Raw genomic sequence first — 22,585 nt, 5'->3', positions numbered from 1 at the left:
ACCCCGCCGCCGCTCGGTCGCTTCCTTTACAGTTCATGCTCGACCCTTTTTATGGATAGTCCTGACATGAAGCTGACCACCACTCGCCTCGGCGTCGCCAGCGCGCTGCTGTTTTCCCTGCTGCTTGGCCCGGCCCACGCGCAGTCCGCCGCGCCTGACCTGGAAGCCCGCCGCGCCGCGCTCAATAGCCTGATCAAGGAGCAGTGGGAGTACGCGATGCGCAACAGCCCCGAATGGGCGTCGCTGCTGGGCGATAAGCGCTACAACGACAAGTGGTCGGACTTCTCGCAGGCGAACATCGAGGCGGACATCAAGGTCAGTGCCGACTTCCTCAAACGCTTCGAGGCGGTCGATACCAGCGGCTTCCCGCTGCAGGAACAACTGAACCGCGAACTGATGGTGCGCCAGCTACGCCAGAACGTCGACGGCGCGCGCTTCAAGGACTGGGAGATGCCGCTGGCGCAGAACTCCGGCATCCACATCGACACGCCGATGATCGTCTCGGCGCTGCCGTTCGATACCGTCAAGGACTACGAGGACTACATCAAGCGCCTGCAATCGCTACCCAAGCTGTTCGACGAAACGCGGGTACAGATGGAGAAGGGCGTCAACGACAAGCTGATGCCGCCGCAATTCCTGATCCCGAAGATCGTCAAGCAGTGCGAGGATGTGGCGGCGATGGCGCCGGCCAAGTCGCCGTACGCCGAGCCGCTGAAGAAGTTCCCGAAGGACTTCTCGTCCGCCGACAAGGCGCGCCTGAGCAAGGAGGTGCTGGCCGCTGTGCGCACCCACGTCAATCCCGCGTATAAAAAGCTGGCTGTCTACACCAAGACCAAATACCTGCCGCACGGCCGCAAGGAAGTGGGCATGTGGTCGCTGCCGGACGGCGCGGCGCGCTACGCCTTCAAGGCAAAAAATTCGACCACGACCGACATGTCGCCGGAGGAGATCCATCAACTCGGCCTTTCCGAGGTGGCGCGCATCGAAGGGCAGATGCTGGAGACGGCGCAAAAGCTGGGCTTCAAAGATCTGAAGACCTTCAACAAGGCGCTGGCCGCCAACCCTGCCACGCACCCGAAATCGCGCCAGGAGATCATCGACCTCTATCAGAAATACACCGACCAGATGTACGCGCAGTTGCCACAGCAGTTCGGCGTGCTGCCGAAGGCGAAGGTGGAGATCATCAAGGTCGAGGAATTCCGCGAGAAGGGCGCTTCCGCCGCCGCCTACATGCCAGGTTCGCCCGATGGCAAGCGTCCCGGCCGCGTGATGGTCAACACCGGCGAATTCAAGGACCGCTCCACCATCAGCATCGAAACGACAGCGCTGCACGAGGGCGTGCCGGGCCACCACATGCAGCTGTCGATCGCGCAGGAGATCGAGGGCATGCCGATGTTCCGCCAGCAGGGAGGCTACACCGCCTATGTCGAGGGTTGGGCGCTGTACTCGGAGCGTTTGGGCGAGGAGCTGGGCTTCTTCAAGGACCCCTACAGCTACTACGGCCACCTGCAGGATGAAATGCTGCGCGCGATCCGCCTGGTGGTGGACACGGGCCTGCACTACAAGCAGTGGAGTCGCCAGCAGGTGGTGGACTTCTTCCACGACCATTCCGGCATCGAGGAAGTCGACGTGCAAAGCGAGACGGACCGATACATCGTCTGGCCGGGCCAGGCGCTGGGCTACAAGATCGGTCAGTTGAAGATCCTCGAACTGCGCGACTACGCGCGCAAGGAGCTGGGTGCAGGTTTCGACATCCGCAAGTTCCACGACCAGGTGCTGGGTGCGGGGGCGCTGCCGATGGACGTGCTGGAAAAGCACATCAAGGATTGGGTGGCGGACGAGAAGCGGACGGTGACGGCCAGCTAAGCCCGTAGCTTTTTCACATCCTGCATCGGCGGGGCGCCGAACAGGCGCCGGTACTCGCGGCTGAACTGGGACTGGCTCTCGTAGCCAACCTTGTAGGCGGCCGTGCCGGCGTCGATATCGCCATTCAGCAGCAAGGTGCGCGCCGCCTGGAGGCGCAGCTGCTTCTGATATTGCATCGGCCCCATCGTCGTCACCGCCTTGAAGCGATGGTGCAGGCTGGAGACGCTCATATTGGTGGCCTGCGCCAGATCCTCCACCTTGACCGGCTGGTCGAAACGATCCTTGAGCCACGCGATCGCCTTGCTGATGCCGCGATCCTGCTGGTCAAGCACAACGTTCTGATACAGCTGCCGTCCGTACTCGCCTGTCAGCAGGCGGTAGATGATTTCCCGCTTCAATCCCACCGCCAGAAATGCCGCTTCCGCCGCCGGCGCATCAAGCAGGTGAACCAGCTTGTTCAACGCTTCCAGCAGACCGGCGTCGGATGTGCCGACGAACGCGCCGCGCACCGGTTGCACGTCGTCGGCCATCGTGATGCGCGCCTCGGACACGATGGCGGCGATTTCCTGCGGATCGAATTCGATGTTCAGCAGCAGATAGGGTTGTCCAGGCGTGGCGTTGAGCACCTGTCCGGAGGCCGGTAGGTCGACAGAGACAACAAGGTATTCACCGGGACCGTAATCGAGAACGTCGGCACCGAGGTGCACGCGCTTGCCGCCTTGAAGAATCACGCAGCACGAGGGCTTGAGCACCCCGCGCGTGACGGCCGTCGGCCGCGAGGACCGCAGCAACGACAGAAACGGGATCACCGTCTCGTACCGCTCGTCGTCGCGCGCCAATCGGCCGACGACGTCGATCATCTGATCGAGCGGTGAGAGAGGGAGCTCCCGTTTCATGGTTTAGTACTGATTACTTCAGCAGCGGCACCAGATACTTGCCGGTGACGCTGGCCGGGTTCTTGGCCACATCCTCCGGCGTGCCGGCGGCGATGATCTTGCCGCCGCCCGCGCCACCCTCCGGTCCCAGATCGACCACCCAGTCGGCCGTCTTGATCACATCCAGATTGTGCTCGATGATGACCAGGGTGTTGCCCTGGTCGCGCAGACGATGGATCACCTTCATCAGCAGATCGATATCGTGGAAGTGCAGGCCGGTGGTGGGCTCGTCCAGGATGTACAAGGTGCGGCCGGTGTCGCGCTTGGACAGCTCCAGCGACAGCTTGACGCGCTGCGCCTCGCCGCCCGACAAGGTGGTCGCGCTCTGACCGAGCTTAATGTAGCCCAAGCCCACGTCCAGCAGCGTATGCAGCTTGCGCGCGATCAGCGGCACCGGCTTGAAGAACTCGTGCGCGTCCTCCACCGTCATGTCGAGGATCTCGGTGATGTTCTTGCCCTTGTACTGGACTTCCAGCGTTTCGCGGTTATAGCGCTTGCCGTGGCAAACGTCGCACGGCACGTAGACGTCCGGCAGGAAGTGCATCTCCACCTTGATCACGCCATCGCCTTGGCACGCTTCGCAGCGGCCGCCCTTGACGTTGAACGAGAATCGGCCGGCGCTGTAACCGCGTTCCTTGGCCACCGGCACCGTCGAGAACAGATCGCGGATCGGCGTGAACAAACCGGTGTACGTCGCCGGGTTCGAACGCGGCGTGCGGCCGATCGGCGCCTGGTCGACGGCGATGACCTTGTCGAAGTGTTCCAGGCCGCTGATGCTGTCGTGCGGCGACGGCTCGGTTTGCGAACCATACAAGTGGCGCGACAGCGCCGGATACAGCGTATCGTTGATCAGCGACGATTTGCCGGAACCGGAAACGCCGGTCACGCACGTCATCAGGCCGACCGGCAGGTGCAGGTTGACCTTCTTCAGATTGTTCCCGGTGGCGCCGGTGATGACCAGCTGCTTGTCCGGATCGGCGACGTGGCGCTTCTTCGGCACAGCGATCTTCAGCGTGCCGTTCAAATACTGCGCCGTCAGCGACTGCTTGTTCTTCAGGATGTCCTTCAGCGTGCCCTGGGCGATGATGTCGCCGCCATGCACGCCGGCGCCCTTGCCCATGTCGACGATGAAGTCGGCGGTGCGGATCGCGTCCTCGTCGTGCTCCACCACCAGCACGCTGTTGCCGATGTCGCGCAGGTGCTTGAGCGTCTCGATCAGGCGGTCGTTGTCGCGCTGGTGCAGGCCGATCGACGGCTCATCGAGCACGTACATCACGCCCGTCAGGCCGGAGCCGATCTGCGACGCCAGGCGGATACGCTGCGCCTCGCCGCCAGACAGCGTATCGGCGCTGCGGTCCAGCGACAGGTAATCCAGGCCGACGTTGTTGAGGAACTTCAGGCGCGAGATGATCTCCTTGACCACGCGGTCGGCGATCTCCTTCTTCGCGCCCTTGAGCTTCAGCTGCTCGAAGAACGACAGCGTCTCGCGCAGCGGCTTCTCGGCAATCTCGTAGATGGCTTTTTCCTGCTTGCCGGTGCCGACTTTCACGTAGCGCGCCTCGATGCGCAAACGCGCGCCCTCGCACGCCGGGCACTTCTTCTCGTTGATGAACTTCGCCAGTTCCTCCTTGACGGCCATCGAATCGGTCTCGCGGTAGCGGCGCGCCAGATTGGTCACCACGCCTTCGAACGCGTGCTCCTTGACGACGGTGCGGCCGCGCTCATTCACATACGTGAACGGGATATGCGTCTTGCCCGAGCCGTGCAGGATCACTTCCTGCGCGGTCTTCGGCAGCTGTTCGTACGGCAGGTCCAGATCGAACTCGTAGTACGCCGCCAGATTGGACAGCATCTGGAAGTAGAACTGGTTGCGGCGGTCCCACCCCTTGACCGCGCCGGAAGCCAGCGACAGGTTGGGGAAGGCGACGATGCGCTTCGGATCGAAGAACTCGATGTGACCGAGGCCGTCGCATTCCGGGCACGCACCCATCGGGTTATTGAACGAAAACAGGCGCGGCTCCAGCTCCTGCAGCGAATAGCCGCAGGTGTTGCAGGCGAACTTGTTGGAGTAGACGTGCTCCGTGCCGTTGTCCATTTCCAGCGCGACGGCGCGGCCGTCGGCCAGGCGCAACGCGGTCTCGAAGCTCTCGGCCAGGCGCTGCTTGATGTCGGCGGTCACCTTCACTCGGTCGATCACCACGTCGATGGTGTGCTTCTCGGTCTTTTTCAGCTTGGGCAGGTCGTCGACTTCATAGATCTTCGCGGCGGCGGTGCCGCTCTGCACGCGGAAGCGCACGAAGCCCTGCGCCTGCATTTGCTCGAACAGGTCGGAATGCTCGCCCTTGCGGTTGGCCACCACCGGCGCCAGGATCATCAACTTGGTATCGTCGGGCATGGCCAGCACCGCGTCGACCATCTGCGACACCGTCTGCGCGGCCAGCGCCTGGTCCGGATGGTTGATGCAATAAGGCGTGCCGACGCGCGCATACAGCAGGCGCAGATAATCGTGGATCTCGGTCACGGTGCCGACCGTCGAACGAGGATTGTGCGACGTCGCTTTCTGCTCGATCGAAATGGCCGGCGACAGGCCTTCGATCAGATCGACGTCCGGCTTCTCCATCAGCTGCAGGAACTGGCGGGCGTAGGCCGACAGCGACTCCACATAGCGGCGCTGGCCCTCGGCGTACAGCGTATCGAAGGCGAGCGACGACTTGCCGGAGCCGGACAGGCCGGTGATCACGATCAACTTGTTGCGCGGGAGGTCGAGATTGATGTTTTTGAGGTTGTGCGTGCGTGCGCCGCGGATGCGGATCTGTTCCATTGATTTGGCCTTTAGAGTCAACCCGTAACTATAGCCGGGTTTGGATATACATGCGCCGGGCTTGATGTGCATCGAACGTGCCGGCCTTGACACTGTATATAATACCAGTATTTTCTTGCGCTGTTTCAACGTGCAGTCAGAATTCACCGACCGCATCGTGCGAGGGTTCGTTGAACCACGTAGGGCGGATTAGCGGGCGATGCCCGCTAACCGCCCGGGGGCACATCGAAGGAGCGTCCTCCTTCCGGAGGACTTAAGAGGCGGCACGCCGTACTCGGCCACGAGCCGCCACGGACGCCGGATTTTGCCCACCGCGCGATGCTATAATCCGCGTTTAGCATTCCCTAAACAGCCCGCAAAGCGCGGCCGTCGTTACTCAGGAGTTTTATAAATGGCATCAGTCAACAAAGTCATCATCGTCGGCAATCTGGGTCGCGATCCGGAAATTCGCTACATGCCTAGCGGTGACGCGATCGCCAACATTGCCGTGGCGACATCGTACAAATCGAAGGACCGCAACACCGGCGAGCAGAAAGAGCAAACCGAGTGGCACCGCATCTCGTTCTTCGGCCGCCTGGCGGAAATCGTCGGCCAGTATCTGAAGAAGGGTTCGTCGGTCTACGTTGAAGGCCGCCTGCAGACCCGCAAATATACCGACAAGGACGGCGTAGAGAAATACGCGACCGACATCATCGCCGAGCAGATGCAAATGCTGGGAGGCCGTCAAGGCATGGGCGATGGCGGCGGCATGGATGATGGCGGCGGCTACGAATCGGCTCCGCCGCAGCGTCAGGCTCCGGCTCCGCGTCCGCAAATGGCCCCTCCGGCGCCACGTCCGGCACCGAAGCCGGCGCCGAACTTCTCGGATATGGATGACGACATTCCGTTCTAAAGCCCGACCTTGGCAATAAGCACCGACGCCCTGCAAGTCTTTGATTTGCGGGGCGTTTTTACGCGCGTATCACAAGTGAAAACAGAAATAATCGGTCTATAGTTCCTCTATAATTGTCTATAAAGGAGGGATGCCATCATGCCATGGTAACCGCCCTGCCGCTAGATCGAGGGATTGTGATCCGGCCCCGCGCCGCTCATGTGGTTTTCCTCGCCTTTCTGCATCATCAGCGTGGTCATCAGGATAGCGGTAAGAAGCTCCGCGTGGGGCGAGCCATCCAACAGTTCGATGCTGTGCCTTGTCCTCAGCGTGAGTATCTTGGCCTCGGCCCTGGCCAGTGCCTGCCCGCGCCAGGAAAGTTCGAAATTCATATCGAACAGACCGCCTTTTAGCTCCGCCCCGTCGAACCGGCCGCCTTGAACGGTGATATGACGCCGCCAGCTCCAGAACTTGCCCCGCAGTCGGAAGCTCTCCTCGCCAGTTTCGACCGTCCACTTCGGCACCAACGACCACAGCTTTTGCGTGACGACGGCCACTTCGACGCCGTTCCGCGTGAGGCGCCACGGACGCCTGAGCCATCCCCATTGCGCGCTGCACTCATAGAGGATGTTGTCGTCGTCATCGGTGATCTGGAACTTACCGAGTAGCGACATCAGCTTTTTTGCGATGTGCAGCGTCCTGCGGGGAGCGATATCGTTCATGGATCGGGAGTGTACCTTTCAGGATGCCGTGGCTGATTTGAATATCGGCGACAGTTACATTGCTTTTATTCTAACCCGCCTGCATCCCTGTCCCGTACTCCAGATCGGCGACACCCGCCGCTGCGCCGCAGGATGGCTCAAAGCGCGCGCTTATTTGATCGCGGCGTTGAGCTTTTTGGCCATCTCGCCATGATGCGCAACGGTCGGCTCAAGCTTCGTCGCCAGAGCCTTCACGTCCGCGTCCTGGGCCTTGGCGATGTCCTGTTTCAGCGCGGCGTGCACCTTCGCATGGTCGGCAACGCCGGCCTTGGTCACGTATTCCTTGTCGAAGGCGGCGCCGGACAGGGTTTTGAGTTTTTCGGCCATCTTTTTATGCTCGGCATCGGGCTCCGTCGGCAAGGTCAGCTTCTTAGCGGCGGCCACCTTCTTGGTTTCCTCGAGGCCTTTGGTGTGGTCGTCGATCATTGCCTGCGCGAATTGCTTGACGTCGGCATTGGTGGACTTTTCCAGCGCGATCTTGCCCGTTTCGATTTCGGCGATATTGGCTTGCGCGATGGCGTTCAAGCGGTCGGTGTCGGCTTTCGATACCGTCTGGGCGGAGGCGGAATGGGCGAAGGCGATGCCCAGGGTCAATGCGGTCAGAAATTGCGTAGTTTTCATGGTGTCTCCTGTCAGTGGGGGGGTTACTTCGGTGGTTGTTGCGACTGTGCATAGCGGCCTACCACTTCGCCCTTGGCCAGAACGTGGCCCTGGATCGCTTGCAGCAGTTGGTCGCGATCCGCGCCGAACGGCAGCGTCAGCGTCGTATCGAGCGCGAATATCTGGAAGTGATAGTGGTGCGCCGGATCGCCGACCGGCGGACGGGGCCCGTAGTAGCCGAGCGAACCGCGCGTGTTCCTGCCCTGGAGCACGCCTTCCGGCGCGGTCAGGCGGGGCTGCTCCTGCAACCCTTCCGGCAGGGTGGTGACCGACGCCGGAATATTCCATGCCAGCCAATGCACGAACGGTTTTTGCGGCGCGTCGGGGTCTTCGGCGATGACGACGTAGGACTTGGCGCCCTCGACGGCGGCCCACGTCAGCGGCGGCGACACGCCGTCGGCGTATTCGCTGTACTTGGCGGCCATCGGCGCGCCGCCGGCGAATGCGGGGCTGCGCACCGAAAGTTTCGCGTCGCCCTTGGATGGCGCGCGTGTCAGCGCGAGGGGTACATTGTTCCCCTTCTGCGCCTGCTGTTGCATCGGACCGGCCGGCGGCGGCGGAAGCGGGGCCGATCCCTTATCCTGGCCCGAGTAGGCAATGCGATAGAGCACACCGTTGGCGTCGTCGGCCATCAGCAAGGAACCATCCTTGGCCATAGCCAAGCCGACCGGACGCGCGATGTGGGTCTTTCCGCCGTCCGTCAGGAAGCCGGTCACAAACGGTTCGATCGACTTGGGCTGACTGTCGGCAAACCTGATCCGGACCACTTCGTAGCCGGAAGGGGCGCTGCGGTTCCATGAGCCGCGCATGGTGACGAAGGCGTCCCCCTGGTACTCGGACGGGAAATTGCTGCCGCGATAGAACAGCATTTGCATCGGCGCCGCATGGGCGGTGTAGCCGAGCACCATCGGCTCGCTGCGCGCCTTCCACTCTGGCTTGGTGATATCGCCAACAGGCGTGCTTTGCGGGTAGATCTTGCCGTCGGCATAGACGTGCGGCCAGCCGTACTGTTTGCCCAGTTCCAGCTTGTTCAGCTCTTCGGGCTGGTCGTCGTCGCCGAGGAAGTCGATGCCGTGGTCGGGACCCCACAGTTCGCCGGTGCGCGGGTGCCAGTCGAAGCCGATGGTGTTGCGTAGCCCCGAAGCGAAGATGGTGCGCTGCTTGCCGTCCGGGCTGGCGCGCAGCAGGGTGGCGTTTTCCGGATTGCTCTCGTTGCAGACGTTACAGGTCGAGCCCGCGCTGATATACAACATGCCGTCCGGCCCGAAGGCCAGCGTGCGGTTGGGATGCTGGCCCGAGTCCGGCAGATCGCCGATGATCAACTTCAACGGAGAAAGCTTGCCGTCGGCGAGGATGTCGGCGACGAAGACCTCCTTCACGGTGGCCAGGTAGAGCTTGCCGTCGCGGATCGCCAGACCGTGCGCGCCGGCGCGGTTGGCCACGGTGACCGGCGGGCCGTCGGCTTTTCCGTCGCCGTTGGCGTCCTTGAGCATTAATACGTCGCCCTGGTCGCGCCGGCTGACGTAGATGGTGCCGTCGGGGGCAACGGCGACGATGCGGATATTTTTCAGCCCGGTGGCGAAGGCCGTCACCGTAAAGCCCGCCGGCGCCTTGATGGCGGCGATGCGCTCGGGCGTCGCCTCGACCTTGTCGGGTTTGACGATGGCGGCGGCGATCGCAACGCGCGTGCCGTCGCCTTGTTGAGCATGGGAAAAGCCGGAGTAGGCCATTAGCAGGCCGCCGACGATGGCAGGTGCCGCGCCGGCAAACTTGTGTCGCATGTTTCGCCTCTTGTGGTGAGTTTGAGGTCGAGTTTGCAACGTCGCGGCGAGCTGTTCTGTACGCTATATCACCGTGTGCGCGGGTGCCTTGTGTTGGCAATGTGTGGAGGAATGCCTTGTGGAATCAGGCGGTCTTGCCGCGTGACACGGCCAGCGCCGCGACTAGCGTGGCAAGGGAGAGCCAGGCGAACCAGTCGCCCCAGCGCGCGTACAAGGTGTGGGAATCATGCAACGCTACCTCGCCAATCAAGGTCGCATCGCCAAGCTCATCCGAGGTTTCGGCGACGATACGGCCACGGTCGTCCGACAAGGTCAGGTTGCCGCGCAGAGCGGCGCGCGCGATGGCGAATCCATTCTCGATGCCGCGCATGACGGCCATGCGGCTGTGCATGCGTCCGTCCGCCGCGAAGTCCCACGCCGGCACCAGCAACAAGTTGGCGCCCCGGTCCGAGTAGGCGCGGGCGGTGTCGTGGAAGTCCATGTCCTTGCACACCGCCAGCCCGGTACGCGTACCAGGGAGCATGGCGTAGTCCGTGCCCGGCTGGTATTGGTCCTCAAACCCTGGAATGAGATGGTGCTTGGCGTAGCCGACCGGCCCCGCCGCACCGGGTACGAAGGCCAGCGCGCTATTGCGCTGCCCCCGGGCGGTATCCTTGAGGGCGACGCCGGCGTTGATCGTCAGCTTGTTGCGCGCCGCGCTGGCCGCAAATTCCGGAATCGTCGCCTTGTCCGTGGCGAGCACGGTTTCCGGCAGCACCACCACTTGCGCGCCCTGCGCCGCCAGGGTATCGATGGCGGCCAGATAGCGCCCGAGCATGGCTTGCCCCTCAGCCGAATCGACGGCCGGACGCAGTTTTCCCGGCATCGAGACGAGTCCGATGCGCATGCTGCCGGTCGCCGGCGCCTGCAGGCGGGCGAAGCCGAATGCGAACACCGCCGCCAGCAGCAGGAACGCCGCGCCTGTTACCAGCAGCCGCTGGCGCTGGTCCGGCCCCGGCATCAGTCCGATGGCGAGCGCCGCAGGTCCAAGCAGCAGGAAAAAGGAAACGCCCCAAATACCGGCCAAGCTGGCCACCTGCACGAACGGCAGCACGTCCAACTGGCTATACGCCAGGCTGCCGAAGGTGCCGTGCGGCGAACCACGAAACGACACGTAGTCCACCGCCACCCACAGCGAAGGAAACGCCACCGCCGCAGCCACGTACCGTCGCAACAGCCACAGCCGGCGAAACAGCAGCAAGGCCAGCGCCAACGTCACGGCCGGCCCGAGGGCGGCGATCACGCCCACCGGCAGGGGCAGTCCGATGACATTGATCAGGTAGTGCCACAGGTTGAGACCGGCGCAAGCGCCCGCGCATAGTGCGGCCAGCGCCGCCTCCTGCCAGCGCATGCGCGGCGCGAGCAGCAACAGCGGCAATGGCGCAAGCCAGGTCAGCCACGCTTGCGGATGCAGCCCCGTGCCAAACCACCAGGCGGCGCCGGACAGGATGGTCGCGGCGGCGCCCGCCCACACGACAGAGCGGTTAGCGGACGATGCCATCAAACACTACTCCTATGGATTGCAGATAGAAGGCGCGGAACCGTTCCTCGTCGTAGCTGAAGCGGCCTGCGCGGTACAGGGCGATCAGGCCGTGCGCCTGCGCCCACAAGGTCATGGCGATGTCCCACGGATCGTTTTCGCGCAGCAGTCCCTGCCGCATCGCGTCGGTCAGCATGTCCGCCACCACATTGAGCGTGGGCGAACAGCGGGCGCGGAAGTCTTCCGGGAAGCGGCGCGCGTCGTCGCGCGCCACCGAGAAGTTGTAGTCGAACATATGCGGGTGCCGCAGCGCATAGTCGAGGTAGTTTTCCATGGAGTGCCGCAACGCGTGCATCAGATCCGGGTGCCGGGCGCGTGTGGACCATTCCTGTGCCACCTCCAGAAAGGCCGCGTCGGCGACGGCCTTCAACAGCGCCTCGCGATTGGCGAAGTGGCGATAGATCGCCATGGGCGTGATGCCGACAGCGTCGGCGACGCGGCGCATGCTGACCTCGTCGGCGCCGTCCCGTTCCAGCAGCTCGCGGGCGGCGGCCAGGATCTTGTTTGATGTGTTTTGCTCAGCCATGTATACAGCGTATACATGTGTTGGGCCGCTGTCAATCGGTGCATGCCGACACGAAATGCATAGGACCTACCCGATCCGATGGGAGGTCAAATTCGCATGCCCCTTGCGTATAGTGAATCTGCAGTAGTCGCGCCAGCGCGCCACTGCCGATACCTGAATCCCGGCCCGGTCGATGCCGACAGCGCCGCTTTCCCGTGGTCGGACCGCCCCGGTCCGTCGCTATTTTTCGGAGCCTCACATGACAACGCATTCCATCCGCACCCGCATTGCTTCGTACGCCATGGCCCTCTCGTTGGCGCTGCCGGCGCTGGCCATGGCCGCGCCGGACGTCGCCGTCGCGCCGCAGTACGACACCACCCACGTGTACGTGCAAAACGCCGACATCGACGCCTTCGTCACCAGCTTCGTCAACACCTTCGGCGGCAAGGCCTCGCCGCGCGCGGTGTTCACCGTCACGCCGACGCCGAGCAAGACCGCGTCGCAGTACGTGCAAACGCCTGTGGGCATGCTGTCGGTGTTCGCCTTCCAGACGCCGATCCCGTACGGCTTCGGCACCGAGCGCACCGGCTACCTGGTCACCGACATCAACGACGCCACCAAGGCGGCCGTGGAGGCGGGCGCCGACGTCACCGTCGAACCGTTCGACGACCCGATCGGCAAGGATGTGCTGATTCAATGGGCCGGCGGCGTCAATATGCAGTTGTACTGGCACACCAAGGCGCCGTCGTACGCGCCGCTGCATTCGGTACCGGACAACCGCGTGTACATCTCGCGCGTGTCGGCCGACAAATTCATCGGCCAGTTCAAGCAGTTCGCGCACGCCAAAGTCGCCAGCGACGAGCAGGTCGACGGCGGCGAGATCGGCCGCGCCGGCGAGCGGATTCGCCGCGTGCACTTGACGTCGAAGTTCGGCAAGATGACGGTGTTCGTCAGCGACGGCAAGCTGCCATTCCCATTCGGCCGTGAGACCACCGGCTATCAAGTCGACGACATGGCGGCCACCCTGACCAAGGCGGCCGCCAATGGCGTGACTGTTTTATCGCCGCCGTACAAGACCAGCAAGGGTAACGTCAGCGCGATGCTGCAGTTCCCCGGTGGCTATATCAGCGAGATCCACGATGCCGCGCCCTAGTCTGGCGTTGCGCCGCTGCGGCGGCGTGCTGGCGCTGGTCGTCGGCGGCGCAGTCGGCGCGCAGACGTTGGCGCCAGCGGCGGATGCCTCGGCGCCGGTGGCATGCGCCGTCAAACGCCCGTCGCTCAACTTCAACCGCTGGAACGAAAACTGGGGTGTGCTGGCCGAGCCATGTCTGCCGCGCCAGCCGTTCGACGGCCTGAAATACATTCCGCTCGGCGCGGATGGCCTGTCCTACCTGTCGCTCGGTGGCGGCCTGCGTGAGCGGTATGAGCACATTGCTACGCCGCTGTTCGGCGCCGGCAGCGCGCCATCCGACGGCTACGTGATTCAGCGCGCCAATGTGCACGCGGACCTGAGGCTCGGCAGCTATGTGCAGGTGTTCGGCCAACTGGTCGACGCGCGCGCCTATCAAAAGCAGTCGATCGCACCGCCGGACAAGAACAAGCTCGATGTCGAGCAGCTGTTCGTGGCCGTGGTGGTGCCCACCGCCGATGGCGCCATCAAGGTGCGCGCGGGACGGCAGGAAATGGCCTTCGACCTGCAGCGTTTCATCGCCGTGCGCGACGGCCCGAATATGCGACAGGCGTTCGATGGCCTCTGGGCCAACTGGGAGCATGGTCCGTGGCGATTGATCGGCTACGTCACGCAGCCGGTGCAGAACCGCAGCGTCGACAGCTTCGACGACTACTCCAACGGCCATCTCACGTTGAACGGCATACGCCTGGAGCGGCAGGGACTGGGGCCGGGTGACCTGTCCGGCTACTATTCGCGCTACCGGCGTGATGGCGCCCGCTTCCTCGACGCGCAAGGCGACGAGCGCCGGGATGTCTACGACGTGCGCTACAACGGTAAGACCGGCAACGCCGACTGGGACGTGGAGGGGATGCTGCAAAACGGCCAGGTGGGCGCGAAGCGCGTGTCGTCGTGGGCGATCGGTTCGATCGCCGGCTACACCTTCGCCACGTCGCCCTGGACGCCGCGCGTGGGCGTGCAGTTCGACATGGCCTCCGGCGACAAGCACGCCGGCGACGGCAAGCTGGGGACCTTCAATCCGCTGTTCGCCAACGGCTACTACTTCTCGCTGGCCGGCCTTACCGGCTACAGCAACCTGATTCACCTGAAACCATCGGTCACGGTCAAGCCGGTGAAGGCGCTCAGCGTAACGACGGCCGTCGGCCTGCAATGGCGCCAGACCACCGGCGACGCGGTGTACGTGCAAAGCATGGCGGGCGTGCCGCGCACGGCGGGGCAGGGCGGCCGCTGGACCGGCGCCTACGCGCAGCTGCGCACCGACTGGGTGGTCAGCCCGAACGTGACGGCGTCGCTGGAAGCGGTACATTTCCAGGCCGGCGACAGCCTGCGCGCGGCCGGAGGCGGCAGCGCCAACTACCTGGGCATGGAGCTCAAGTTCGGCTGGTGAACGCCATGACTCCGGGGATCACGTATGGCGGATTAGGCGGAACGCCGTAATCGGCCAATGCGTGCGCCGTCGAAACGCAAGCATTGGCGGATTACGCTTCGCTAATCCGCCCTACGTGTTTTAGACGTGTTTTGGATGCACGCGTGGTCTGGCGTGCAATAACCCTGTCATATTTGGTGGCTATGATCTTGCGATCGGCACGTCTTGGCCGTGCAATAGAGAGCCTTCGATGTCCATCAGCCGCCGCAAATTCCTTCGCCTCGCCGCCGCCGGCGCGGGCGTGACCGCCGCCTCCACATTCCCCGACCTGATCCGCCAGGCGCTGGCGGTCCCCGCCAACAACGCCACCGGCACCCTGGCGGACGTCGAACACGTGGTCATCTTCATGCAGGAGAACCGCTCCTTCGACCATTACTTCGGTACCTTGTCGGGCGTGCGCGGGTTTAACGATCCGCGCGCCATCGCGCTGCCCGATGGTCGTCCGGTGTGGTATCAACCCGACGGCAAGGGCGGCCACGTGCTGCCCTTCCACTTCGACGCCAACAACACCAGCGCGCTGTCGCTCGGCACCGATCATTCGTGGAAAGGGTCGCAAAGCACCTGGCAGGGCTGGGACGCGTGGGTCCAGAAAAAGACGCCGCAGTCGATGGGCTATTTCGACCGGGGCGACCTGCCGTTCTACTACGCGCTGGCCGACGCCTTCACCATCTGCGACGCCTACCATTGCTCGGTGTTCGGCGCCACCGATCCAAACCGCCTGTACTCGCTCACCGGCAGCAATCAGGGCTGGATCGACAATATGGGCAAGCTGTATAACGTCGACAAGGCGGAGCGCTTCAACGGCGATCCGGCGCTGGACGACATCTCGGCCGGCGTCATCGCCGGTGCGCCCAACTGGCGCACCTACGCCGAGGTGCTGGAGGCGAACCAGGTCAGTTGGAAGGTCTACCAGGAGTGGGACAACTACGGCGACAACTACCTGGCCTACTTCAGGAACTTCCGCGTCAACGCCGACGGCACCCGCCTCGATGCGGACTCGCCGCTGTACCGCAAGGGCCGCGCGTTGGCGCCGGGTTCCACCGCCGCCAACGCCGCCGGCACCACTGGCGACTGGCTGGTCGACGCCTTCGCCGACGACGTCCGCAACAACCGCCTGCCGCAGGTGTCGTGGATATGCTCCCCCAACGACTACACCGAGCATTCGCCCAACTCGCCCAACGCCGGCGAGAACATCACCGCGCGCCTGCTGGCCGCTCTGGTGGCCAATCCGGATGTCTGGTCCAAGACGGTGTTCCTGCTGATGTACGACGAAAACGACGGCTTCTTCGACCACGTTCCGTCGGACCTGGCGCCGCTCAACGCCGTCATGGGCAAGACCACCTTGCCCGCCATCGGCGTCCACGAGACCTATCGCGGCGAGCCGGTGGGACTGGGCCCGCGCGTGCCGATGCTGGTGATTTCACCTTGGAGCAAAGGCGGGCGCGTATGCTCGCAGCTGTTCGACCACACCTCCAAGCTGCGCTTCCTGGAGGAGTGGCTGGTGGCGCGCGGTCAGGCGCGTGACAAGGTGCGGTGCGACTTGATCTCGCCGTGGCGCCGTGTGGTCTGCGGCGACCTCACGTCGGCCTTCGACTTCCGCACGCCGAACAGCATCTGGCCCGCCAGCGTGCCCAAGACGGCCGCCGACCGGCGCGTCGCAGGCAAGCCGTATCCGATGCCGCCGGTCGAGCAAACCTTGCCCCGGCAGGAGCCTGGCGGGCCGCGCAGCGCCTGCGCGCTGCCGTATGAATTGTCAGTGCAGGGACGTCTGGCCGGCACCGGCCAGTTCGAGCTAAGCTTCGCCAACAGCGGCCAGGCCGGGGCGGCATTCATCGTGTACTCCAGCGTGCGCAAGGACGGCCCCTGGTATTACACGGTCGAAGCGGGAAAGGAAATCAACCACGAAATGTGGAACTGGACCGGCAACGCTTATGACCTCAGTGCGCACGGCGTCAATGGCTACCTGCGTCAGTTCAAAGGCCGCTTCGCCATCGCTGGCGGCGCGCGTCCGGAACTGCTGACGCGCTATGACAGGAGCAACGGCGACATCAGCCTGGTGCTGTCCAATCTGGAAGGCCGCAAGGCCTGCCGCTTCACCATCACCGACAACGCCTATGGCGCGCCGGCCGCCAGCCACCGCGTGGTGGCCGGCCAAACCTTGCTGGTGCCGTGCGGGCTGTCGGGTAGCTTCGGCTGGTACGACTTCAGCGTCACCTGCGACGCCGATCCCACATGGCTGCGCCGTGTCGCCGGTCACGTCGAAACGGGGCGGGACAGCCGCACCGATCCGATGATCGGCTGAAAGCGTCAATACTCCTGCTTGATAATCTCGGTGATCTGCTTTAGTTCCTGGATCACCAGCGGAACGAAAGTCAGGAGATGGTTTTCCTCCATCCATTTCCGGGCGTCGGCGCTGTCCGGCGCGATGCTGCCGCGCGCGCGCAGGGTTTCTGCCTGGCGGATCGCTGCAAGCGTGCGGATCTGAATGGCGATGCTGAGGTCCGAGTATTCCATGGGTGTCCTTTGTTATAGCTGGCGCTGAACCACTATCGTAGCGAACCATACGGAACAGCTCGGTACGATTCTTGTTGGAAATCAAAGTGTTGAATGCAAGTCACACGTTGACGGAAAGGCGCGCCTGCGCACAGACGCCGCCGCCGATCCTCCCGTCAAACGAAAGCAATAAACGGATAGTGCGCCGCGCGCGGTCCTCCTATGCTGGCCATTCTTATCAACTCAAAAAGGGTGTCGACATGGATCAGTTATCGGGCAAGGTGGCGATCGTTACCGGTGCCAGCTCGGGCATCGGCCGCGCGGCGGCGAAGCTGTTCGCGCAGCACGGCGCGCGGGTGGTGGTGACGGGGCGCAGAAAAGCTGAACTCGACACGCTGGTGGATGAGATCGGACACAGCGGCGGCGCGGCGGTGGCCGTGGCCGGCGATATCCGCGACGAGCGGCTGGCGCGGGAGCTGGTGGAGACGGCGGTCGGCCGCTTCGGCGGACTCGATATCGCCTTCAATAATGCCGGCGTCCTGGGCGAGGCCCTGCCGCTGGCGGAGATGTCTGCCGGCGCGTGGAGCGAGGTGCTAGACACCAACCTGACCAGCGCCTTCCTGGGCGCCAAGCAGCAGATCCCGGCGATGCTGGCGCGCGGCGGCGGCTCCCTCATCTTCACCTCGACGTTTGTCGGCCACAGCGTCGGATTTCCCGGCATGGCAGCGTACGCAGCCAGCAAGGCCGGCTTGATCGGCCTGACGCGGGTGATCGCGGTCGAATACGGGGCGCGCGGCATCCGCGCCAACGCGCTGCTGCCCGGCGGGACCGATACGCCGCTGGGACGAACAGTCAGCAACACGCCGGAGGCGCTGGCCTTTGTCGAAGGGCTGCATGCGCTAAAGCGCTTGGCGCGGCCCGAGGAGATCGCACAGTCGGCGCTCTATCTCGCTTCCGACGCGTCCAGCTTCACCACGGGGTCCTGCCTGATGGCCGACGGCGGCGTTTCCATCAATCGCACCTAGGCCGCCCGCGCTATCGGCGCGCGACCAGCTGGGCGTGCAGCAGTTCGCGCTCGGCCGGGTCGGGCGTTTGCAGGTAACGGAATTTGCCGGCGACGATGGCGGCCACCGGCAGGCCGTCGCGGAACAGCACGCGGTTGCCAGCCAGCGCCGGCACCTTGTCACCCGGCAGCAAGGTGCCGCACAGGTTCAGCGGGTCGACCCCGGAGATGCCGACGAAGCCGCCGTCGTGCGGCCGTCGGCGCATCTCGCGCAGCAGCGGAATCGCCTCGGGCAGCGCAAACTGCTCGCCCGACAGGCCGGCGACGAAACGGCCGCCGCGAATCTCGCCGCGCGCCTCGAGCCGATGGTACACCGGCAGCAGTTCCCGCCATGGCGGCAACCACGCGGCCTCGCGCTCGAGCAGGCGCCAAAACATCACGCCGTAGCGGCGCAGCAGCGTCATGGCGATGTGCTCCAGCGTTTGCGGATCGGTGCGCGGCCTGCGCGGCGCCGCTGACGTTACTGGCTTGCGCGCCGGCGCCGCCGGCCCGGGCGCGGCCACCGCATCGCTGTCGTCGTCGCCGCCGTTGCCGTCCACGGTCAACCCGGTGAACCGCTCGGTGATGGTGACGCCGTCTGCGCGCCGCACCAGCGCCCAGCGGCCCGCCTCCTCCATGGTCGGACCGGCGCCACGGCGGCGCCGCTTGTCCATGGTGGCGCGCTTGGCAGCCGGCAGCAGCATGGCGCGCAGGCCGGCGTAGCTGTCGGCGTTGACCAGCCCTGTCGCCACCAGCTCGCCCAGCGTGGTTTCCAGTTCGACCGGCAGCAGCCGGGCGTCGCGCGACAGCTCGTCGAAAAACATGGCGCCCTCGCGCCGCAGCGCCTCGAGCACGCGCGCCGCGCGCGGCGACACCTCCACCTCGGCGGCGACGGCCGGCAGCGCGTGCCACAGGCCGAGCTGCCGGCGCGGCAGCAGCACCAGCGGCGTGCCGCGCACCGGGCCGCCGGCGGCGCTGGCGGGCGCGCCGACCCGCGTCCAGACCACCTTGCCGGCACGGCACAAGTCATCGAGCCACAGCATCGAGTAGTCCTGCATGCGCAGCGCCAGCAACTCGCTTTCCCAGGCGCCGGCCGCCGCCTCGTAGCCCTCCAGTTGCGCCAGTATTTTGGGTAGCGCTTCGCTGCCGCGCAGCCGCGCGTCCTCGGCCAGGTGCTGCCACTCGAACAGGAAGCGCATGAAATCCTGGCGTTCGACCGGTTCGATTTCGCGCCGCAGGCTCTTGATGGTGTAGCGGTGGATGCGCGCCAGCAGGTGCCGTTCGCACCATTCCTCGCCGGTGGCGCCGGGGGTGAAGCGCCCGCGCATCACATAGCCCTCGCTTTCGAGCCGGGCCAGGGCGATGCTGGTGTCGCCCTCCGACAGGCCGAGCGGGGTGGCGATGGAGGCCAGCGGTTGCGGGCCGAAGCCGCTCAGGCGCGCGCGCAGGATCTCGACCAGCGCGTCGTCGCGCGTCCACGGCTCGTCGGCGTTGCCGTCGTGGGCCGCGAGGCGCTCCGGTATCGTCAGCGCCGGCGTGGCCACGGCGTCCGGGTAGGCTGCCCGCAGGCACGCCAGGCGCTCCAGCGCCACCCACAGGTCGGCGCCGCCGCCGTGCAGACGGGTGGCCCGGCCGCCGGCTGCCAGCCCCGCCAGCAACGCGCGCCAGCCGTCGCCGGCCCGCGCCTCGTCCTCGGTGACGCAGGCCAGCGACATCAGCGCCTCATGCATCTCGTCGCCGTTGCGCGGGCCGGGCCAGGCCTCGGCGGCCACCGCCTCGATGGCGCCGGCGTCGAGCGCGCCCAGGTCGTCGCCGGATGCCGGATCGGTCCAGCGGCGGTTGACGACCGCCTGCGTGCGGCGCTCCTCCAGCGGGGCGTCGTCGAGGAAGGCGTAGGGCCGGGCGTTGAGGATTTCCATCGCCAGCGGCGACGGCGCAGGCAGGTCGCGCGACAGCAGCCGCACCTCGCCCGCCTCCATGCGGCGCAGCAGGGCCAGCCACCCCTCGCTGTCCATCGCCTCGTGCAGGCAGTCGTCGAGCGTCTGGTCGACCAGCGGATGACTGGGCAGCTCGCGCTCGCCGACGATGTTCTCCAGGCACGCCGCCTGGTCGGGGAAGACGGCGGCCAGCAGGTCGTCGCTCTTCATGCGTTGCAGCTGCGGCGCGACCTTGCGTCCGCCCGCGTAGCGCGGCAGGGCCAGCGCGGTGGTGGCGTTCCAGCGCCACCGCACGTTGAACAGCGGCGCGTCGAGCAGCGCCTGGATCAGCACATGCTCGGCGCTGCCCGAGCGCAGATAGCGCCACACCTCGTCGAGCGGAAAGCTGTGGGTGTCCGACAGCGACAGTACGATGGCGTCCTCGGTGGCGGCAGCCTGCAGCTCGAAGTTGAAGGTGCGGCAGAAGCGCTTGCGCAGCGCCAGTCCCCAGGCGCGGTTGATGCGGCTGCCGTACGGCGAATGCAGCACCAGCTGCATGCCGCCCGAGGCGTCGAAGAAACGCTCCATCACCAGGGTGTCGCGGGTCGGCAGCGCGCCGAGCGCGGAGCGCGCGCGGGCCAGGTAATCGACGATCTGGCTGGCGGAATCTTCGTTCAGGCCAAGATGCTCGAACAGCCAGTCGACGGCGTGGTCGATGGCGGCGGCGCCTTCCTTTTCGCCCAGCAGGCGGTCGATCTCGCCGCGCAGGCGCGCCACGCCGGCCGACAGCTCGTCGCTGCGGCCGGGCGCCTCGCCCAGCCAGAACGGGATGTTGGGGGCGGCGCCGTGGGCGTCCTCGACCCGCACCTTGCCCGCCTCCACGCGCTGGATGCGGTAGGAGGTGTTCCCGAGCTGGAAAACGTCGCCGGCCAGGCTCTCGACGGCGAAGTCCTCGTGCACGGTGCCGATGTTGTGGCCCTGCGGCTCGAGCACCACGGTGAAGTCGGCGTTGTCGGGGATGGTGCCGCCGGAGGTGACGGCGGTCAGCTTGCCGCCGCGCCGCGCGCGCACGGTGCCGCTGACGGCGTCGCGGTGCAGGTAGGCGCCGCGCACGCCCTGGCGCCCGGTGTAGCCTTCGGTGAGCATGCGCAGCACGGCGTCGAAGCGCGCCCGTTCCAGCGACGCGTACGGCGCGGCGCCGCGCACCAGGTCGAACAGTTCGTCCTCGCGCCATTCGCGCCCGCCCACTTCGGCGACGATCTGCTGCGCCAGCACGTCGAGCGGCGCAACCGGGATGCGCAGCGCGTCGAGTTCATCGCGGCGCACGCAGTCGAGCAGCGCCGCGCATTCGATCAAGTCGTCGCGCGAGGTGGGGAACAGGCGGCCCTTGGGCAGGCCGCCGACGTGGTGGCCGGAGCGGCCGACCCGCTGCAAGAACGAGGCGATGCCGCGCGGGGAGCCGATCTGGCATACCAGGTCGACGTCGCCGATGTCGATGCCCAGCTCCAGCGAGGCGGTGGCGATCAGCACTTGCAGGTCGCCGCGCTTGAGGCGCTGCTCGGCGTCGAGCCGGTACTCCTTGGCCAGGCTGCCGTGGTGCGCGGCCACGTGTTCGGCGCCAAGGCGCTCGCCCAGGTGGCGCGCCATGCGCTCGGCCATGCGCCGGGTGTTGACGAACACCAAGGTGGTGCGGTGCAGGACGGTCAATTCGGCCAGCCGGTCGTAGACGCGTTCCCACACCTCGTTGGGCATGACCGCCTCCAGCGGCACCGGCGGCAGTTCCAGCCCCAGGTCGCGCGCGCGCACGTGGCCGACGTCGACCACCGCGCAGTCGCGGAACGCGCCATCCTCGGTGCCGGCGCCGGCCAGGAAGCGCGCCACCGCCGACAACGGCTTTTGCGTGGCCGACAGGCCGATGCGCACCGGCTTGCGCTGGCCCGCCGCCGCGCACAGGGCGTCGAGCCGTTCGAGGCTGAGCGACAGATGGCTGCCGCGCTTGCCGCCGGCGACGGCGTGGATCTCGTCGACGATCACGGTGCGCACGCCGGCCAGCATGGCGCGTCCGCTGTCGGAGCCGAGCAGCACGTACAGCGACTCCGGCGTCGAGACCAGGATGTGCGGCGGCCGCCGGCGCATGGCGTTGCGCTCGGCCTGGGTGGTGTCGCCGGTGCGCACGGCGGCGCGGATGCCGTGCGGCGGCAGCCCCATCGCGGCCAGCTCGCGGTCGATGCCTTCCAGCGGCGCCAGCAGGTTGACGCGGATATCGTTCGACAACGCCTTGAGCGGCGACACGTACAGCACCCGCGTCTGGTCCGGCAGGGGCGTGTCGCCGCTCTCGCGCACCAGCGCGTCGATGGCGGCCAGGAAGGCCGTCAGGGTCTTGCCGGAACCGGTCGGCGCGGCGATCAGCGTCGGCGAGCCGCTCTGGATCAGCGGCCACGCGCGCCGCTGCGCCTCGGTGGCGGCGGGAAAGCTGGCGCGGAACCACGCCGCCACGGCGGGATGGAAATCGTGCCAGATATCAATATTTTCACGCGGTTTCATTGGCGATGATGACGCAAGGAAAGGTCGGGCGGGAGCGCCGGTCTTTCATTCTACCCGGCACGCCGGGCGAGGTGTAGCGGGGTGGGAGTTGATTGGCGACTATTGTGTCCAAGCGAACATACAGCTCAACAGTGCCGCAGCATGATGAGGTCGCCTCCAACAACGTCTCCAATGGAAAGTCATGCCGGCCCTGTTA

General features: G+C 65.6%; 15 protein-coding genes. 6 read left to right on the top strand and 9 right to left on the bottom strand.

The genetic code is table 11. The features are described 5' to 3' along the window. The first annotated feature begins 66 nt into the window (after positions 1 to 66). Positions 67 to 1,866, top strand: a complete 1,800-nt coding sequence (locus tag NHH88_00530) for a DUF885 family protein (GenBank protein USX14318.1) — start codon at positions 67 to 69, stop codon at positions 1,864 to 1,866. Here NHH88_00530 and NHH88_00525 read toward each other — a convergent pair. Both NHH88_00525 and uvrA read right to left on the bottom strand, forming a co-directional pair. After that, the gene (locus NHH88_00525) at positions 1,863 to 2,762 is read right to left on the bottom strand and encodes an AraC family transcriptional regulator (GenBank protein USX14317.1); all 900 of its coding nucleotides are present in this window, start codon (positions 2,760 to 2,762) and stop codon (positions 1,863 to 1,865) included. The two genes, NHH88_00530 and NHH88_00525, sit on opposite strands and share 4 nt — an antisense overlap. Before the next feature lie 13 nt (positions 2,763 to 2,775). Beyond that, positions 2,776 to 5,622: an excinuclease ABC subunit UvrA gene (gene uvrA / locus NHH88_00520; GenBank protein USX14316.1), complete on the bottom strand. Its 2,847-nt coding sequence runs from the start codon at positions 5,620 to 5,622 to the stop codon at positions 2,776 to 2,778. 391 nt (positions 5,623 to 6,013) lie between these two features. On the opposite strand from uvrA, the gene ssb reads away from it, so the two are divergent. After that, positions 6,014 to 6,514, top strand: coding sequence for a single-stranded DNA-binding protein (gene ssb / locus NHH88_00515; GenBank protein USX14315.1), 501 nt, complete (start codon positions 6,014 to 6,016; stop codon positions 6,512 to 6,514). Between the two features lie 161 nt (positions 6,515 to 6,675). Here ssb and NHH88_00510 read toward each other — a convergent pair whose 3' ends face one another. From NHH88_00510 to NHH88_00490, 5 genes are all read right to left on the bottom strand, one after another. Continuing rightward, entirely contained in the window at positions 6,676 to 7,215 is a 540-nt protein-coding gene (locus NHH88_00510) for a hypothetical protein (GenBank protein USX14314.1), read from the bottom strand. A gap of 150 nt (positions 7,216 to 7,365) precedes the next feature. Beyond that, the gene (locus tag NHH88_00505; GenBank protein USX14313.1) at positions 7,366 to 7,875 is read right to left on the bottom strand and encodes a DUF4142 domain-containing protein; all 510 of its coding nucleotides are present in this window, start codon (positions 7,873 to 7,875) and stop codon (positions 7,366 to 7,368) included. A 23-nt stretch (positions 7,876 to 7,898) separates the two neighbouring features. Further along, on the bottom strand, positions 7,899 to 9,695 hold the full coding sequence (locus tag NHH88_00500) for a YbhB/YbcL family Raf kinase inhibitor-like protein (GenBank protein USX14312.1): 1,797 nt from the start codon (positions 9,693 to 9,695) through the stop codon (positions 7,899 to 7,901). A gap of 124 nt (positions 9,696 to 9,819) precedes the next feature. Beyond that, the gene (locus tag NHH88_00495; GenBank protein USX14311.1) at positions 9,820 to 11,235 is read right to left on the bottom strand and encodes a hypothetical protein; all 1,416 of its coding nucleotides are present in this window, start codon (positions 11,233 to 11,235) and stop codon (positions 9,820 to 9,822) included. After that, the gene (locus tag NHH88_00490) at positions 11,219 to 11,800 is read right to left on the bottom strand and encodes a TetR/AcrR family transcriptional regulator (GenBank protein USX14310.1); all 582 of its coding nucleotides are present in this window, start codon (positions 11,798 to 11,800) and stop codon (positions 11,219 to 11,221) included. Before NHH88_00490 ends, NHH88_00495 begins: the two co-directional genes overlap by 17 nt. A 280-nt stretch (positions 11,801 to 12,080) precedes the next feature. On the opposite strand from NHH88_00490, the gene NHH88_00485 reads away from it, so the two are divergent. From NHH88_00485 to NHH88_00475, 3 genes are all read left to right on the top strand, one after another. Further along, a complete protein-coding gene (locus NHH88_00485; protein USX17497.1) occupies positions 12,081 to 12,932 on the top strand; it encodes a glyoxalase in 852 nt (283 codons plus the stop codon). Next, entirely contained in the window at positions 12,919 to 14,355 is a 1,437-nt protein-coding gene (locus NHH88_00480; protein ID USX14309.1) for an alginate export family protein, read from the top strand. The genes NHH88_00485 and NHH88_00480 overlap by 14 nt, the downstream gene beginning before the upstream one ends. Positions 14,356 to 14,584: 229 nt before the next feature. Next, positions 14,585 to 16,696, top strand: a complete 2,112-nt coding sequence (locus NHH88_00475) for a phospholipase C, phosphocholine-specific (protein ID USX14308.1) — start codon at positions 14,585 to 14,587, stop codon at positions 16,694 to 16,696. Between the two features lie 5 nt (positions 16,697 to 16,701). Here NHH88_00475 and NHH88_00470 read toward each other — a convergent pair whose 3' ends face one another. After that, complete coding sequence (locus tag NHH88_00470; protein USX14307.1) at positions 16,702 to 16,908, bottom strand: hypothetical protein; 207 nt, start codon at positions 16,906 to 16,908, stop codon at positions 16,702 to 16,704. A 239-nt stretch (positions 16,909 to 17,147) separates the two neighbouring features. Here NHH88_00470 and NHH88_00465 point away from each other — a divergent pair, with 239 nt between their 5' ends. Beyond that, complete coding sequence (locus NHH88_00465) at positions 17,148 to 17,912, top strand: SDR family oxidoreductase (GenBank protein ID USX14306.1); 765 nt, start codon at positions 17,148 to 17,150, stop codon at positions 17,910 to 17,912. Positions 17,913 to 17,922: 10 nt separating this feature from the next. Here the strand turns inward: NHH88_00465 and NHH88_00460 are convergent, their stop codons facing one another. Then, positions 17,923 to 22,389 (bottom strand): DEAD/DEAH box helicase, encoded by a 4,467-nt coding sequence (locus NHH88_00460; protein USX14305.1) that lies wholly within the window; start codon positions 22,387 to 22,389, stop codon positions 17,923 to 17,925. Positions 22,390 to 22,585 lie beyond the last annotated feature (196 nt).

The organism is Oxalobacteraceae bacterium OTU3CAMAD1 (assembly GCA_024123915.1).
GTDB lineage: Bacteria > Pseudomonadota > Gammaproteobacteria > Burkholderiales > Burkholderiaceae_D > Rugamonas.
The sequence above is the reverse complement of the archived record's forward strand: the minus strand, read 5'-3'. Positions and strand labels throughout refer to the sequence as shown.

Coding starts and splice junctions, on each gene's coding strand:
- NHH88_00530 (USX14318.1), top strand. CDS start 67: ATGAAGCTGACCACCACTCGCCTCGGCGTCGCCAGCGCGCTGCTGTTT.
- NHH88_00525 (USX14317.1), bottom strand. CDS start 2,762: ATGAAACGGGAGCTCCCTCTCTCACCGCTCGATCAGATGATCGACGTC.
- uvrA (USX14316.1), bottom strand. CDS start 5,622: ATGGAACAGATCCGCATCCGCGGCGCACGCACGCACAACCTCAAAAAC.
- ssb (USX14315.1), top strand. CDS start 6,014: ATGGCATCAGTCAACAAAGTCATCATCGTCGGCAATCTGGGTCGCGAT.
- NHH88_00510 (USX14314.1), bottom strand. CDS start 7,215: ATGAACGATATCGCTCCCCGCAGGACGCTGCACATCGCAAAAAAGCTG.
- NHH88_00505 (USX14313.1), bottom strand. CDS start 7,875: ATGAAAACTACGCAATTTCTGACCGCATTGACCCTGGGCATCGCCTTC.
- NHH88_00500 (USX14312.1), bottom strand. CDS start 9,695: ATGCGACACAAGTTTGCCGGCGCGGCACCTGCCATCGTCGGCGGCCTG.
- NHH88_00495 (USX14311.1), bottom strand. CDS start 11,235: ATGGCATCGTCCGCTAACCGCTCTGTCGTGTGGGCGGGCGCCGCCGCG.
- NHH88_00490 (USX14310.1), bottom strand. CDS start 11,800: ATGGCTGAGCAAAACACATCAAACAAGATCCTGGCCGCCGCCCGCGAG.
- NHH88_00485 (USX17497.1), top strand. CDS start 12,081: ATGGCCCTCTCGTTGGCGCTGCCGGCGCTGGCCATGGCCGCGCCGGAC.
- NHH88_00480 (USX14309.1), top strand. CDS start 12,919: ATGCCGCGCCCTAGTCTGGCGTTGCGCCGCTGCGGCGGCGTGCTGGCG.
- NHH88_00475 (USX14308.1), top strand. CDS start 14,585: ATGTCCATCAGCCGCCGCAAATTCCTTCGCCTCGCCGCCGCCGGCGCG.
- NHH88_00470 (USX14307.1), bottom strand. CDS start 16,908: ATGGAATACTCGGACCTCAGCATCGCCATTCAGATCCGCACGCTTGCA.
- NHH88_00465 (USX14306.1), top strand. CDS start 17,148: ATGGATCAGTTATCGGGCAAGGTGGCGATCGTTACCGGTGCCAGCTCG.
- NHH88_00460 (USX14305.1), bottom strand. CDS start 22,389: ATGAAACCGCGTGAAAATATTGATATCTGGCACGATTTCCATCCCGCC.